Origin of the sequence: Pseudomonas karstica, from assembly GCF_009707515.1 — a bacterium.
GTDB classification, from domain to species: Bacteria; Pseudomonadota; Gammaproteobacteria; order Pseudomonadales; family Pseudomonadaceae; genus Aquipseudomonas; species Aquipseudomonas karstica.
This window is the reverse complement of record NZ_WLYI01000001.1, coordinates 248,901-263,090: the sequence shown is the minus strand read 5'-3', so window position 1 is coordinate 263,090 and position 14,190 is coordinate 248,901. Positions and strand designations below refer to the sequence as shown.

Below are 14,190 nucleotides of genomic sequence, written 5' to 3'. Positions count from 1 at the left end.
AATGGCAGCCAATCGCGTTACCCGACAGGGGGAATGTTTTAAAAGCGCGCTTTAGGCGTCGCCGAAGGGATCGGTTGGGTACCGTTCAACGGAAGGAACGCCGCTTGATCCGCATCGTAGGCTCTGATTTCGCTGGTTTCGATGTTGTACACCCAGCCATGGATGAACAAATGACCGTTGGCCATGCGCGAGGCCACCGACGGATGCGTGCGCAGGTGCTGCAACTGGGCGATGACGTTTTCTTCGGTCAGCACATGCATGCTTTCGCTTTCACTGGCGCAATTACAGTTGTCCTGGACCATGGTCTTGGCGACCTCGGCATGACGCAACCAGGCTTTGACCGTAGGCATCTTTTCCAGGCTCTGGGGGTTGAGCACCGCACGCATGGCGCCACAATCAGAGTGGCCGCAAACAATGATGTGCTGCACACCCAGAGCAAGTACTGCGTACTCGATGGCCGTGGAAACACCGCCGTTCATCTGCCCATAGGGTGGAACCACGTTGCCGACGTTGCGGGTCACGAACAAGTCGCCTGGGGAGCTATGGGTGATCAGCTCTGGAACAATGCGCGAGTCGGCACACGTAATGAACATCGCTCGCGGGCTCTGGGCCGTGGCGAGTTTCTTGAAGAGCTCTTCCTTCTGGGGAAAAATCTCGTGGTGGAAATGCAGAAATCCTTCAACGATGTGCTGCAGCGCTGCATCGGCGGACTCCGCTCCGTGGGGGGCTGAAGCCGACGCAGCCAACGGCTGTTTATCCTTATCACTCATGATTCATTCTCTTGGTTGGAGTAGGGGGTGTTTTCCAGTGTGATTCGGCGTCTTGCCAGTGAAAAAGTTGGAAACCTCCAAAACCACTCCGCCGACTCATTAGTCACTTGATGAACAAGGTATCCGCCTAAACTTAATTCAAACTGAATGAACCGCTCTAGGTCGCGGCTTTCAGTGATATCAAAACGCGACCATTCTTTAATGGTAGTTCACTTTTACCTGGCAGTTTACAGCAATGCCATTTGCCTACCGGGAGGGCAAAACGCCGTGCAATCCAGATTAAACCCTTCTCGGCGATTCAACCCCAACCGTTTGATGGCCTTGGCAAAACGTTGCGCCAGCAGATCGGCAAACGGTCCCTCGCCACGCATACGAACGCCGAAGCGACTGTCATAAACTTCGCCACCGCGTACTTGCCGCACCAGGCTCATCACATGGGCCGCCCGTTGCGGATAATGGGCCGCCAGCCACTCCTCGAACAGCGGTGCCACTTCCAGGGGCAGGCGCAGCATCATATAGGCGGCACTTTGCGCTCCGGCGGCATGCGCTTCAGCCAGCAGGCTTTCCAGTTCACTGTCATTGATCATCGGGATCATCGGTGAACACAGCACGCCCACTGGAACCCCCGCCTCGCGCATCACCCTGATGGCCCGCAATCTGGCTTTGGGCGCTGCCGTGCGTGGTTCGAGAATGCGTTTGAGTTCGTCGTCCAGGCTGGTCAGGCTGATCATCACGGCTACCAACCGCTGGCGCGCCAACTCGGTCAGCAGGTCGAGGTCCCGCAGGATCAGCGAGCCCTTGGTGATGATCGTCACCGGATGGCGATAACGCAGCAGCACCTCAAGAATTTGCCGGGTGATCCTGTGCTCGCGCTCGATGGGCTGGTACGGGTCGGTGTTGGACCCCAGGTTGATCGGTGCGCAGGTATAGCCCGGTTTCGACAGTTGCTGCTCCAGCACGTCGGCGGCGTTGGTCTTGGCGATCAGCTTGGTTTCGAAATCCAGCCCGGGCGACAGGTCCCAGTAAGCATGACTGGGCCGGGCATAACAGTAGATACAACCATGCTCGCAACCGCGATACGGATTGATCGACCGATCAAACGGCAGGTCTGGCGAGTTGTTACGGGTAATGATGGTTTTCGCCGTCTCGATGCGAACCTCGGTGCCCTGCGTCTGCGGCACTTCCTGATACCAGCCATCGTCCTCGGACACACTGACAGTGGGCGCAAAACGATTGTGCAGGTTGGTGGCGGTGCCGCGCCCGCGGGGTGGCAACGGAGTGGACATGAAAACGCCTCTATACTGTTTTTATATACAGTATAGAGGCGTAATGTTTCTGACCAGTGCCGTTGGGCGGCAAGGGACGAATCAGTGCTTGCGTGTTATTTGACCAAGATCGTCATTGGACGTGGTCTGCCTATCGCTTTTGCGCAGGTCCGCCACTTCACCGGCTTTTACCGGCGTCCCCTTGTTCCCCCAACTGCCGCGAATAAAACTGACCACATCCGCCACTTCCTGATCCGACAACCGCCAGGCAAAGGCCGGCATGGTGAAGGTCGAAGGCGCCGTGTGAGTCGCCGGCAATGTACCGCCGCTCAACACAATGTTAATCAGCGAGGTGGCGTCCGCCGTCTGCACCACCGGGTTGCCTGCCAGCGCCGGGAATACCCGGGTGTAACCCTGGCCATCGGTGCGGTGACACGCCGCGCAGTTGTCGATATAAACCGACGCCCCGGGCTTGCTGTCATCGCCCTTCCACAACGCGTCCGCCACTTGCCTGTCGTACAGGTGAGGTTGGTCCTTGGGGTCGACCGCCGGCAGGCTCTTGAGGTAGCGAGCAATAGCACTCAGGTCGCCTGGCGACATGTACTGCATGCTATGGACCACAACGTCACTCATGCCACCAAACACCGCACTGCGGTCACTGCGACCGGTCTTGAGAAATTGTACCAACTGCTCTTCGCTCCAACTGCCCAGGCCATCTTTATGGTCACCCCGCAGGCTTTTGGCGATCCAGCCTTCCAACGGTGCGCTACCCGAGAGAAACGCACGGCCTTCAGAGGCACTCAAGGCTTTTTCCTGCATGGTCAGGGCCCGTGGTGTATGGCACGCGCCGCAATGGCCAAGGCCTTCCACCAGGTAGGCGCCACGGCTGATCACCGGATCGGCGCCGGCCTGGGGCTGATAATCCGAGACGCCAGGCGCAAACATCCAGCGCCAGGCGGTCAGGGGCCAGCGCATGCTCAGCGGCCAGGGAATATCACTATCCCTGTTCTCTTGAGCCACCGGTTCGACACCTTTCATGAAGTACGCATACAACGCCTGCATGTCGCTTTCGCTGACCCGCGCATAGGACGGGTAGGGCATCGCCGGGTAAAGGGTACTACCGTTTTTGACGACACCATGGCGCACGGCCTTGTCGAAGTCTTCGAAGCTGTAGTCTCCCAGGCCGGTTTTGTCCGGGGTGATGTTAGTGGAGTAGATCACGCCAATGGGAGTTTCCATCGGCAGGCCGCCGGCAAAGGGTTTGCCGCCCTTGGCAGTGTGGCAGGCCACGCAGTCGCCGGCACGGGCGAGATATTCACCCTGTTTGATCAGGTCGGTTTCAGCCGCGCTCACCGAGCAGCTACTGAACAAAGCCAAGGAGGCGATAACGAGTGCTTTCATGGTTATCACTCCTTATGCCTGAACCAGCGGGCCGGGGTTTTTCAGGTACTGCTCGCGAATGGCCCGGGCCGACCAGTAGGTCAACGCCGCCACCAGGCCGGTAGGGTTGTAGCCCAAGCCTTGGGGGAACGCAGATGCACCAGGGACGAATACGTTATGTACATCCCAGCACTGCAAGTAGCGGTTCAAGGCACTGGTTTTCGGGTCAGTACCCATAATCGCGCCGCCGTTGAGGTGAGTGGTCTGGTAAGCCGCAGTATTAAAATGCTCACCCACTTTTTTACCCAGCAGGGCAATTGCCTTCGGATTCATCGCTTCGGCGATCTTGCTCATTTTCTCGACCATGAAGCGGTTCATCTTGATGTCGTTTTCCTGCCAATCGAAGGTCATGCGCAGCAGCGGCAGGCCGTGGGCATCCCGGTAAACCGGATCCAGATCGAGGTAGTTGCCCCGGTAGGATTGATGAGCACCGTGGGCGTCCATCGACACCTGGTGGGTGTAGTAATCGGCAGTGGCACGCTTCCAGGCGCTACCCCAGGCCGGCGTGCCCGGAGGGTTTGAGGTGCCGGCAATCGGCCGGCTTCCCGCCTGGTTGACCCACATCGGCGAGCCGCCGACAAAACCGTGAGGCCCGTGATCGAAGTTGTCGGCGTTGAAGTCATCCACCGCCACACCGTTGCCACCGGCACCGATAAAGTTGTTGGTGTGCACGTCCTTGTCGAAGAAGGCCTTGATGGTGGCCATGTTCTGGTAAGCAAAGTTTTTGCCCACCACGCCTTCGCCGCTGATTGGGTCGTAAGGCTTGCCGATGCCCGACAGCAACATCAGTCGCACGTTATGGAACTGAAAAGCGCCGAGAATCACCAGGTCCGCCGGCTGCTCGATTTCACGCCCCTGTGCGTCGATATAGGTCACGCCGGTGGCCTTGCTCTTGGTGCTGTCGAGATTGACCTTCAGTACGTGAGAATTAGGCCGCAGCTCGAAGTTCGGCACCTGCTTCAAAGCCGGCAAGATGTTCACGTTCGGCGAGGCTTTGGAATACATGTAGCACACATAACCACTGCAGAATCCGCAGAAGTTGCACGGCCCCATCTGCGCACCGTAAGGGTTGGTGTAAGGCCCCGAGGTATTGGCGGACGGCAGGTTGTAAGGCTTGTAGCCGACGGCATTCGCGGCGTGCTGAAACAGCTGTGCCGAGACGGTGTTTTTCTGCGACTCCAGTGGGAAAGGGTTCGAGCGATCAGGCGCATACGGGTTCCCGCCGCGGCCTTCGCCCACCAACTGCCCCTTCACCGTCCAGGCCTGGCCGGAGGTGCCGAAAACCTTTTCGGCGTAGTCAAAAAACGGTTCCAGCTCCTCGTAGCTGACGCCGAAGTCCTGGATGGTCATGTCCTTGGGAATGAAGTTTTTCCCGTAGCGCTCTTCGTAATGGCTGCGCATGCGCAACTCGATAGGGTCTACACGAAAGTGCACGCCCGACCAGTGCAAACCGGCGCCGCCGACGCCATTGCCTGGCAGGAAGGCGCCCAACTGACGGTTGGGCAAGGCCACGTCATTCACGCTATGGCGAATAGTCACGGTTTCCTTGGAAATGTCCTGGAAGAGCTTTTTGCGAACGCTGTAGGTCAGTTCGTCGATGACTTGGGGATAGTTGCCGTCCGGGTAAGTGTCCTGCATCGGCCCGCGCTCAAGCGCCACGACGTGCAAACCCGCCTCGGTCAATTCCTTGGCCATGATCGCGCCTGTCCAGCCGAAGCCAACAATGACCGCATCCACTTTTTTCATGATGGTTGCCATGCTTTACGCCCTCTCGCCACGGATAGAAACAGCCGGGAAGGGGTATGGCTCGTTGCGTTCAACCCAATCCATGAAGTCGGCACGGGCGCCGGGGAAGCCGATCATGGTCCAACCGACCATGCCTTGGTTACCGCCATGGATCGGGTCACAGAAGAACCCTTCCTTGGTGTTTTGCAGCAACAAATTGAAGAACATCTTTGGCGGTACTGTGTTGAAGTGCGCGGCGGTTTCGCCTCCGCCAGCCTCCAGACGCTTAAGCATATCGTTCTGGGTAGCGCTGTCTTGGTCGGCAAAAGACTTGCCGTTGAACGCCTTCGACCACGCATCCGTCGCGGCAATACCCAGGCGATAGATCTCCTTGGGCACCAATTTGCTCTGCCAGCCCATCTCAGGCGCGGCGTCGGCATTGAACGGACCTTGCATAAACCACAAGGCACCGCTGGCATAGGGGGTGTTCATCTGACGGTCGATGTATTCCGGCGCGCCGGCTTCCAGCGCGCCAGGGCCTTGGGCATCAGCCGGAATCAGGTGGGCGACGGCAGCGTTGATAAACGCCCATTCTTGGGCGGTGAAATAGCTCGGCTCATAGGCCTTGCTGACAACCGGTGCCTTCGCAGGGCGGGCCTGAACAGGCTCGGAGGCGGCCAACAGCACTGACCCACCCAGGCCCGTGCTGGCGACAGTGACCACAGGAATCAAGGTCAAGGATTTGCGTAAAAAGTCACGCCGGGGGTTGTCTTGATCTTGATCAGACATGGGGGCACCTCATCATGGGGTCACGGAGTGATCAGTCGCTTCAAGGAGCGGCTTGTCGTTTTGGCAAAAAACCGGATCCAAAAGATCCAGGGGGTAGAACGCAGTGGCAATCAATAGTTACAAGTGATAGCAGGCTAAGTACTAGAGAATCGATTCAGCAGGGGGAATGGAAGAAATGCGGGCAAAAAAATGTAGGAGTGAACTTGTCACTCCTACAGTTGAACAGCGTGTAGCCGTCTAGTCTTTTTTCAGCTTCGGGTTAGGGAAAAACTGCACAGCCTGCACCTGCGGGTCCGGCGCTTTCAACGCCGAGGTATTAACCCGGGTGCCCAATTCCTTGGGCACTGACAGGCCTTGCTCATTAAGCGTGTCGGTATAACCGCAGGCCACGCATTCGCGGTGCGGCACCTCGTTCTCGCTCCACATCATCAACTTGTCCGGCTCGCTGCACGCCGGGCAGACCGCGCCGGCGATAAAGCGTTTTTTGGTCTTCACAGGCTCCTCGCTCATGCTGCCGCGTCCTCACTCAGGCCGCTGTGACGCAAGAGTGCGTCAATCGATGGCGCACGTCCGCGAAAATCGACGAATAGCACCATCGGCGCCTGGGAGCCACCGCGGGCCAGGATCGCCTCACGGAAGGCGCGACCGGTTTGTGCGTTGAGCACACCGTCCTCTTCAAACTTGGAGAATGCATCCGCCGATAACACTTCAGCCCATTTGTAGCTGTAGTAACCCGCGGCATAACCGCCGGCAAAGATATGAGCGAAGCTGTTGGGGAAACGGTTGTACGCCGGCGGACGCATCACTGAAACGTCGTCACGCACGCCTTCCAGTACCTGCGCCACGCTGCGGCCATCGCCGTGGGTGGCATGTAGTTCGAAGTCGAACAGCGAGAACTCCAACTGACGGACCATCATCAGGCCAGACTGGAAGTTCTTCGCCGCGAGCATTTTCTCCAGCAAGTCCTGAGGCAGCGGCTCGCCGGTTTCATAGTGCCCGGAAATCAGTGCCAGGCCTTCCGGCTCCCAGCACCAGTTCTCCATGAACTGGCTCGGTAACTCCACCGCATCCCAGGCCACGCCGTTGATGCCGGACACACCCGCGTGTTCGACACGGGTCAACAGGTGATGCAGGCCGTGACCGAATTCGTGGAACAACGTAGTGACTTCATCATGGGTCAGCAGGGCAGGCTTGCCGCTGTCGGCCGGGGTGAAGTTGCACACCAGGTTGGCGACGGGGCTCTGCAAGACGCCATCAGCGGTGCGACGACGATCGCGAGCGCCGTCCATCCAGGCACCGCCACGCTTGTTGGCGCGGGCATACAGGTCGAAGAAGAAGCGGCCGACGTGCTGGCCATTTTCCTTGATTTCAAACAGACGAACATCCGGGTGCCAAGTGTCGAAGCCTTTGTGCTCGGCAATTTCGATGCCGTACAAACGCTGGACGATGGCGAACAGGCCGCCCAGCACCTTGTCGATAGGGAAATAGGCCCGCAAGGTTTCCTGGGCAACGCTGTAGCGCTGTTCGCGCAGTTTTTCACCGTAGAAACCGCTGTCCCAGCTTTGCAGGTCCGGGCAACCTTGTTCGGCGGCGTAGGCCTTGAGCTGTTGCAGGTCCTGGGTGGCAAACGGTTTGCTACGCTTGGCCAGGTCGCGCAGGAAGCTCAGCACCTGGTCGCTGGACTCAGCCATCTTCGTGGCCAGGCTCAGTTCGGAGAAGGACGCAAAGCCCAAGAGACGAGCAAGCTCCTGACGCAGGTCGAGGATCTGCTCCATCACCGGGCCGTTATCGTTCTGACCGGCATTCGGGCCTTGATCCGACGCACGAGTGCAGTAGGCAGCGTAGATTTCCTCGCGCAGGGCACGGTCGTGGGCGTAGGTCATCACCGCGTAGTAGCTGGGAAACTCCAGGGTAATCAACCAGCCATCAAGGCCTTTGGCCTGGGCGGCGGCGGCCATCTGGGCCTTGGCCGAATCGGTCAGGCCGGCGAGGGTGGCCACCTCAGTGACATGCTTGGTCCAGGCCTGGGTGGCATCCAGCAATTGGTTGGAGAAACGGCTGCCCAGCTCTGACAGCTTGCTCTGCACTTCGGCGTAGCGCTTTTGCTCAGCCTCGGGCAGGTCGATACCCGACAGGCGGAAATCCCGCAGCGAGTGTTCCAGGATAGTTTTTTGCGCCACATCGAAACCGGCGGCTTCCGGGCTGTTGGCCAGGGCTTCGAAAGCCTGGAACAGTTCGCGGTTCTGGCCCATCTCGGTGGAGTAGGCACTCAACGCCGGCAGGCACGCCTCATAGGCTTCCCGCAGTTCGGCGCTGTTGCACACGGCGTTGAGGTGGCTGACCGGGCTCCAGGCGGCGCCCAGGCGGTCATTGAGTTCGTCCATGGCCAGGACCAGGCCGGCCCAAGTCGGATTTTTCCCCTGGCTTTGCAGGATGCCTTCGATGGCGACGCGGTTGTCGGCCAGGATCTGTTCAATGGCCGGCTGGACGTGCTCGGCACGGATCGCCGAGAACGGCGGCAGGTCGTAGGACTGCAAAAGAGGGTTGTTCGCGCTCACGGTTGGTACCTTGGCTGAAGAAACAGGTTAGAACAAAGATGGGGCCATCTTAATTACAATCAATGCCCACCGCAGCTATCAGCAAAAGAGAGAGAGGCTATCGTGACCCTTCGCACCTATCAGAATCACACGCCAGCCTTGGCCGCCGGGGCTTTTGTCGATGCATCGGCCGTGGTGATCGGCGATGTTGAAATCGGCACCGACAGCTCGGTCTGGCCGCTGACCGTGATTCGCGGCGACATGCACCGCATCCGTATTGGTGCGCGCACCAGCGTGCAAGACGGCTGCGTGCTGCACATTACCCATGCAGGCCCCTTCAACCCCGAAGGATTCCCGCTGTTGATTGGCGATGACGTGACCATTGCCCACAAGGTCATGCTCCATGGCTGCACGGTAGGCAGCCGGATTCTGATCGGCATGGGCAGTATTGTGATGGATGGCGCGGTGGTGGAGGATGATGTGATCATCGGCGCCGGCAGCCTGGTACCGCCGGGCAAGAAACTCGAGAGCGGCTTTCTGTACGTGGGCAGCCCGGTAAAGCAGGTCCGCCCGCTGACTGACAAGGAACGCGCCTTTTTCACCTACAGCGCCGCGAACTACGTGAAGCTCAAAGACCTGCACCTGGCCGAAGGTTTTGACCAATGTTAAGGACGTCCATGCACTATCAAAACGTTTTATTCGACCTCGACGGCACACTTACCGACCCTCGGGAAGGCATCACCCGCTCGATCCAGTATGCCCTGGCCAAATTGGGGATCGATGAACCCGACCTGGGCAAACTCGAACACTTTATCGGCCCGCCATTGCTGCAAGCCTTCATGCAGTTTTATGACTTCGACGAGGCCCGTGCCTGGGAAGCGGTGAACTTCTATCGCGAGCGTTTCAAAGTCACCGGGCTGTATGAAAACCGTGTGTTTGACGGGGTCATACCGATGCTGGAAAACTTGAACGGGCAGGGCCGGCAGCTGTATGTCGCCACCTCCAAGCCGTGGGAGTTTGCCCGGGAAATCGCCCGGCACTTTGACTTCGCCAAGCATTTCAAGGTGATCTACGGCAGTGAGCTGGACGGAACGCGGACCAACAAGGTCGAGCTGATCGCACACTTGATGAGCGAAGAAGGCCTGGACCCGGCCAGCACCTTGATGATTGGCGACCGCAAGCACGACCTGATCGGCGCGCGTAGCAATGGACTGGACGCGGCGGCGGTGGGGTATGGGTTTGGCAGTTTCGAGGAGTTGAATGCCGAGGCGCCGACCTGGCATTTCGAGACCTTGGCCGAGTTGCACCAGGCGTTTTTGCAGCGGCCATAAGGTCGTTATCGCGGGCAAGGCGAATCGTCGCACCGCACTGGTAGCCGCTGGCGCAGCCTGCAACCGGCTGCGCAACAGTCGCATGGGTTTTGAAATTGCTGAAGGTCCTTCGGCCCTTACAGCAGCCTCGTACCTGGGCAGCAGCTACACAAAACCAGGCCTTCAGGTGCTGTGTAGAGACCTATGCGGCGATGAGGCCCTATCTGCCCACCACAGGATCAGCCTCCTCCAATCGGACCAGCGCCAGCTTGCGTTCCCCCACCGGCAGCCCACCCAGTTGCTCCACCGCCCCATAAAACTTCAGCCAATCCCCGCCTTCTTGCCGAAACAACGCCGCAAACGCCGGCACCCACCGGTCATACAGCCCGAATGGCAATAACCGCGCGTTGTTCATCGGCGCATCGATCCATTTGTCATAGCGCTTATCCCCGGCCCACTGACTATCCCGCACTTGCCGGTATTCGCTGCGCAAGCGTTCAAACTCGGCGGTCTTGGCCTGGCGCATGGCGTCTACAGACAGCGGTTGGGCATACAACACTTCAAGGCGCTGGCGAGTGTCAAGAATCAGTTGGATAAACTGATCCCGCTGTATCAAGGATGACGCGCTGACCGCTGGCAAACCCCGGACTGCCCGCCACTGGCGAGTGCCTTCCTGTTCGACAAAGGTGGCAAACGACTCATTGAACTCGGTGTCGTCCTTCACATAGAAACGCTGGTGCGCCAGTTCATGGAAGATCAGCGTGGCCAGGCGTTCATCGCCCCAACCGATCATTGAGCTCATGATCGGATCATTGAACCAGCCCAGCGTGGAATAGGCCTCAACCCCGCCAATCGACACGTCCATGCCCCGCAGGCGCAATAACGCGGCTTCGCCACGGGCGGCGCCTTGGCCGTAATAGCCGCGATAGGCCACGCACCCTGCAATCGGAAAACAGTGAGTTTTTGGCAATATGGAAAATTCGGACGTGGCGAAGAGATTCCAGACCACAAAGGGACGTCCAATGTCAGCGTACAAGCGGTAACTTCGGTTGTCCGGCAAATGCAACTGCTGGCTGGCGAAGGTGCGGGCTTTCTGCGATTGCCTCAGGTGATCGCGCAAAGCCTGAGGACGGGATGGATCGGCGATGACTTCGGATACCGGTTCCCGAGCACGCAACAGATGCCATTGGCCACTCGCCAACTGGCCGTAATAGCCGACGCTCGTACAACCGTTGAGCAGTAAAAGCATGAGCCCCGGAAACAAAAACCGGAAATGACGATCAAGTACCCCATGACGTGAACACCAACGCCCAACCATTACTTACATCCTTCACAGAGTCTGCCCGCCAGACTATCCCGCTTGCACGGAGTTTTGCCATGCGCATGTTCATGCTTACAGCAAGCTTGCTGACCCTGGCAGGTTGCGCCGGATTACCGGACCCCGATCCGGCTCAGGCCTGGATTGACCTCGATAGCGATCAAAACACGGTGCTGCACGCACTGGAAACCGATGACAAGGCCGCCACCGATAAACGTTATTTCGAAGTGCCTCCAGGTCGTCATGAGTTGACCGTCCGCTATCAATTTCCCGTCGAGGCCACCAACATCGGCCCCGATGCACAACGCCTGTGGCGCGATTGCACGCTCAGCCTCGCATTCAAGGACTTCAGCGCCGGGGAGCGCTACCAAGTGCGTGCCGGCAGCACGGGTTTCAGGCCTTGGGCAAAACTGTACAGCCAGGATCACAAGGTCATCAGCCAGGCAAAGCCTGCGGGCTGTCAACACAGTTGATCGGCGGTATGCTGGAGCTCTCTTCCCACAGGTGAGTGCTTAACATGCGACAGCTTTTGCTTCCTATTGCCGCAATCTTTCTAAGCGCTTGCACTTCGACGCCCCTCCCACCTGTCGACCCACAACAAGCCTGGATCGACTTTGCCACGCCGACACCTGGGGCCAAGCTAGTGATGGCTCAACGCCTGGACGGGAAAAACCTGAGCGACGGGCGCTTCTTCCAGGTCCCCCCCGGCAGTCACGAACTGATGGTGCGCTTTGATTTCGAAGTGCCTACCGGCGGCAGCTTCGGCGGCCTGGGCCAAATGAATGAACGGACCTGCTTCATCACCTTGCAATACGACCATTTCCAAGCTGGCCAGCGATATCGCCTGGAAGGGCGTTCATTGGCCTACACCCCGAACATCCGGCTGTACAACGCGGCGCGGCAATTGTTGGCGCAGGAGCGCAGCGTCAACTGCCTTTGATCAGTCGCTGTTCCTCTGGTAGATGATCGTTTTAGTGCCGTTTTCACAGGTCCCGACACGCATGGCTTCGTCATGCTTCTCGCCTTCTTCTTTGCTGACGATTTCCAGGGTGTAAGAGGGCACGGCATTGGCCTGGATCTTGACCTCGATCTCTTTCCTGAGCTCTTCACAGTCTTTGGGGGCCGCGAGGGCCGAAGTGGCCAGGACTGCGCAAATAATCGCCAAGGCAAAACGTTTCATGAGTGAGGCTCCCTAAATGCATGCGCACAAGTGTGCGCTCACGCTGCAACGGGCTATTCGATCACATTTGCTCATGTAGGAGCGAGCTTGCTCGCGAAGAACGTCAACGATAACGCGTGTTATCTGGTTTAACGTGCTGCTCTCAGGTTCTTCGCGAGTAAGCTCTCTCCTACAGATCAACCAGCCAAGGTGCCATCCAACGTGATCTTGGCATTCAACACCTTGGACACTGGGCACCCTTCCTTGGCTTTCTTGCTCAGTTCATCAAACTGCGCCTGGCTCGCGCCCGGGATTTTCGCCTTGAGGATCAGGTGTACCGCCGTGATCGCAAAACCACCGTCCACTTGTTCCAGGGTTACTTCAGCCTGGGTGTCGATACTGTCGGCCTTGAGCCCGGCATCCCCGAGAATCATGGAAAACGCCATGGAGAAACACCCCGCATGGGCAGCACCGATCAGTTCTTCGGGATTGGTGCCCTTGCCGCCTTCGAAACGGGCTTTAAAGCCGTAGGGCGCTTCCCGCAGGACCCCGGTCTCCGTGGAAATCGAACCGAGGCCGGTTTTCAGATCGCCCTCCCAGTGCGCCGATGCTTTCTTCTTGATACTCATATCAGTCTCCTCGTGCCTGTGGTTTTAGGTTGCTTAGGGTTCTGAGGATAGAAGCTCTGGCAAAGTTCACATCATCGGAAAAACCTAGTAACTCAGTAGGAAATTTCCCGATTGCTATTGAATCTCGGGTATATGCCCTCATTGCATAGAACATGCATATGAAGCGGCAGGTTTTGGCTCGTCAAAAAAGCCTGCGCCCCCCCATTGGAGAAGCAGGCTTATGAAACCACTGTCCGACGTGAAATTTTCGACCCTCGACCTGGTGCCTGTGCGGGCCAATGGCAGCCCCGCGCAATCGCTGCGCAACTCCCTGGACCTGGCCCAGCATGTGGAAAAGCTCGGCTACCACCGCTTCTGGGTGGCTGAACACCACAACATGGACGGCATCGCCAGCTCAGCGACCTCGGTGTTGCTCGGCTATCTGGCGGGCGGCACCTCGACCATCCGCGTCGGTTCCGGCGGCGTGATGCTGCCCAATCACGCGCCGCTGATCATCGCCGAACAATTTGGCACCCTGGAAAGCCTCTACCCGGGCCGGATCGACCTGGGTCTGGGCCGCGCGCCGGGTTCCGACCAGATGACCGCCCGCGCCCTGCGTCGCGAACGCTCTGGCAGCGCCGATGACTTTCCGGATGATGTGAGCGAGTTAATCGCCTACCTGGGCCCGCGCACCCCGGATCAACGAGTGATCGCCGTACCCGGCACCGGTACCAACGTGCCCGTGTGGCTATTGGGTTCGAGCCTATTCAGTGCGCAATTGGCGGGCGAGCGCGGTTTGCCTTACGCCTTCGCCTCACATTTCGCACCGCGCATGATGCACGAAGCGATTCGCGTCTATCGCAACCACTTCAAGCCTTCGGCCGTGTTGGACAAGCCTTACGTGATGCTCGGCATCCCGCTGGTAGCCGCCGACACCGATGAGCAAGCCGATTACCTGGCCACTTCGGTCTACCAGCGCATCCTCGCCTTGATGCGTGGACAAAGCCTGGTGCAACGCCCACCGGTAAAAACCATGGATGGCCTGTGGCTGCCCCATGAGAAAGAAGCCGTAGGCAGTTTCCTGGGCCTGGCGATGGTCGGCAGCCCGGCGAAGATTCGCGCCAAACTGGAAGTGCTGGTGGAGCAGACCGGCGCTGACGAGCTGATCTTTACCTGCGACCTGTACGAACATGCCGATCGGATTCATTCCTATGAGCTGTTGGCGGATGTAATGAAAGGCTAAACGCCAGACGAAAAAAACCGACGCAC

15 protein-coding genes are annotated in these 14,190 nt (G+C 58.6%); 5 read left to right on the top strand and 10 right to left on the bottom strand.

Annotated features, from left to right (window positions below; translation table 11 throughout):
• Positions 1-38: 38 nt before the first annotated feature.
• The 7 genes from GIR22_RS01200 to prlC all read right to left on the bottom strand — a co-directional run bounded on the left by GIR22_RS01200 (position 39) and on the right by prlC (position 8,547).
• A complete protein-coding gene (locus GIR22_RS01200) occupies positions 39-770 on the bottom strand; it encodes a carbonic anhydrase (RefSeq protein WP_154741509.1) in 732 nt (243 codons plus the stop codon).
• A gap of 227 nt (positions 771-997) precedes the next feature.
• Complete coding sequence (locus tag GIR22_RS01195; protein ID WP_154741508.1) at positions 998-2,056, bottom strand: PA0069 family radical SAM protein; 1,059 nt, start codon at positions 2,054-2,056, stop codon at positions 998-1,000.
• An 81-nt stretch (positions 2,057-2,137) separates the two neighbouring features.
• On the bottom strand, positions 2,138-3,436 hold the full coding sequence (locus GIR22_RS01190; protein ID WP_154741507.1) for a cytochrome c: 1,299 nt from the start codon (positions 3,434-3,436) through the stop codon (positions 2,138-2,140).
• 12 nt (positions 3,437-3,448) lie between these two features.
• A complete protein-coding gene (locus GIR22_RS01185) occupies positions 3,449-5,233 on the bottom strand; it encodes a GMC family oxidoreductase (protein ID WP_154741506.1) in 1,785 nt (594 codons plus the stop codon).
• Positions 5,234-5,236: 3 nt separating this feature from the next.
• Positions 5,237-5,989, bottom strand: a complete 753-nt coding sequence (locus tag GIR22_RS01180) for a gluconate 2-dehydrogenase subunit 3 family protein (RefSeq protein WP_154741505.1) — start codon at positions 5,987-5,989, stop codon at positions 5,237-5,239.
• A 237-nt stretch (positions 5,990-6,226) separates the two neighbouring features.
• Positions 6,227-6,499 (bottom strand): YheV family putative zinc ribbon protein, encoded by a 273-nt coding sequence (locus GIR22_RS01175; RefSeq protein WP_154741504.1) that lies wholly within the window; start codon positions 6,497-6,499, stop codon positions 6,227-6,229.
• Positions 6,496-8,547, bottom strand: coding sequence for an oligopeptidase A (prlC, locus tag GIR22_RS01170; protein WP_178122023.1), 2,052 nt, complete (start codon positions 8,545-8,547; stop codon positions 6,496-6,498). Before prlC ends, GIR22_RS01175 begins: the two co-directional genes overlap by 4 nt.
• Positions 8,548-8,649: 102 nt before the next feature.
• Between prlC and GIR22_RS01165 the strand changes: the two genes are divergently transcribed.
• Together GIR22_RS01165 and GIR22_RS01160 are read left to right on the top strand one after the other, a co-directional pair.
• A complete protein-coding gene (locus GIR22_RS01165; RefSeq protein ID WP_178122022.1) occupies positions 8,650-9,195 on the top strand; it encodes a gamma carbonic anhydrase family protein in 546 nt (181 codons plus the stop codon).
• 8 nt (positions 9,196-9,203) lie between these two features.
• Positions 9,204-9,857 (top strand): HAD family hydrolase, encoded by a 654-nt coding sequence (locus GIR22_RS01160; protein WP_154741503.1) that lies wholly within the window; start codon positions 9,204-9,206, stop codon positions 9,855-9,857.
• Between the two features lie 199 nt (positions 9,858-10,056).
• Here GIR22_RS01160 and GIR22_RS01155 read toward each other — a convergent pair whose 3' ends face one another.
• On the bottom strand, positions 10,057-11,085 hold the full coding sequence (locus GIR22_RS01155) for an aminopeptidase (RefSeq protein WP_154741502.1): 1,029 nt from the start codon (positions 11,083-11,085) through the stop codon (positions 10,057-10,059).
• 128 nt (positions 11,086-11,213) lie between these two features.
• Here GIR22_RS01155 and GIR22_RS01150 point away from each other — a divergent pair, with 128 nt between their 5' ends.
• Positions 11,214-11,627, top strand: coding sequence for a PA0061/PA0062 family lipoprotein (locus tag GIR22_RS01150; protein ID WP_154741501.1), 414 nt, complete (start codon positions 11,214-11,216; stop codon positions 11,625-11,627).
• Positions 11,628-11,671: 44 nt separating this feature from the next.
• Positions 11,672-12,094, top strand: a complete 423-nt coding sequence (locus tag GIR22_RS01145) for a PA0061/PA0062 family lipoprotein (protein WP_154741500.1) — start codon at positions 11,672-11,674, stop codon at positions 12,092-12,094.
• Here GIR22_RS01145 and GIR22_RS01140 read toward each other — a convergent pair whose 3' ends face one another.
• Together GIR22_RS01140 and GIR22_RS01135 are read right to left on the bottom strand one after the other, a co-directional pair.
• The gene (locus tag GIR22_RS01140) at positions 12,095-12,334 is read right to left on the bottom strand and encodes a DUF1161 domain-containing protein (RefSeq protein WP_154741499.1); all 240 of its coding nucleotides are present in this window, start codon (positions 12,332-12,334) and stop codon (positions 12,095-12,097) included. It lies immediately after the preceding gene.
• Positions 12,335-12,510: 176 nt separating this feature from the next.
• The gene (locus GIR22_RS01135; protein WP_154741498.1) at positions 12,511-12,942 is read right to left on the bottom strand and encodes an OsmC family protein; all 432 of its coding nucleotides are present in this window, start codon (positions 12,940-12,942) and stop codon (positions 12,511-12,513) included.
• Positions 12,943-13,162: 220 nt separating this feature from the next.
• Here GIR22_RS01135 and GIR22_RS01130 point away from each other — a divergent pair, with 220 nt between their 5' ends.
• The gene (locus GIR22_RS01130; protein WP_154741497.1) at positions 13,163-14,164 is read left to right on the top strand and encodes an LLM class flavin-dependent oxidoreductase; all 1,002 of its coding nucleotides are present in this window, start codon (positions 13,163-13,165) and stop codon (positions 14,162-14,164) included.
• Positions 14,165-14,190: the final 26 nt, after the last annotated feature.

Coding starts and splice junctions, on each gene's coding strand:
- GIR22_RS01200 (WP_154741509.1), bottom strand. CDS start 770: ATGAGTGATAAGGATAAACAGCCGTTGGCTGCGTCGGCTTCAGCCCCC.
- GIR22_RS01195 (WP_154741508.1), bottom strand. CDS start 2,056: ATGTCCACTCCGTTGCCACCCCGCGGGCGCGGCACCGCCACCAACCTG.
- GIR22_RS01190 (WP_154741507.1), bottom strand. CDS start 3,436: ATGAAAGCACTCGTTATCGCCTCCTTGGCTTTGTTCAGTAGCTGCTCG.
- GIR22_RS01185 (WP_154741506.1), bottom strand. CDS start 5,233: ATGGCAACCATCATGAAAAAAGTGGATGCGGTCATTGTTGGCTTCGGC.
- GIR22_RS01180 (WP_154741505.1), bottom strand. CDS start 5,989: ATGTCTGATCAAGATCAAGACAACCCCCGGCGTGACTTTTTACGCAAA.
- GIR22_RS01175 (WP_154741504.1), bottom strand. CDS start 6,499: ATGAGCGAGGAGCCTGTGAAGACCAAAAAACGCTTTATCGCCGGCGCG.
- GIR22_RS01160 (WP_154741503.1), top strand. CDS start 9,204: ATGCACTATCAAAACGTTTTATTCGACCTCGACGGCACACTTACCGAC.
- GIR22_RS01155 (WP_154741502.1), bottom strand. CDS start 11,085: ATGCTTTTACTGCTCAACGGTTGTACGAGCGTCGGCTATTACGGCCAG.
- GIR22_RS01150 (WP_154741501.1), top strand. CDS start 11,214: ATGCGCATGTTCATGCTTACAGCAAGCTTGCTGACCCTGGCAGGTTGC.
- GIR22_RS01145 (WP_154741500.1), top strand. CDS start 11,672: ATGCGACAGCTTTTGCTTCCTATTGCCGCAATCTTTCTAAGCGCTTGC.
- GIR22_RS01140 (WP_154741499.1), bottom strand. CDS start 12,334: ATGAAACGTTTTGCCTTGGCGATTATTTGCGCAGTCCTGGCCACTTCG.
- GIR22_RS01135 (WP_154741498.1), bottom strand. CDS start 12,942: ATGAGTATCAAGAAGAAAGCATCGGCGCACTGGGAGGGCGATCTGAAA.
- GIR22_RS01130 (WP_154741497.1), top strand. CDS start 13,163: ATGAAACCACTGTCCGACGTGAAATTTTCGACCCTCGACCTGGTGCCT.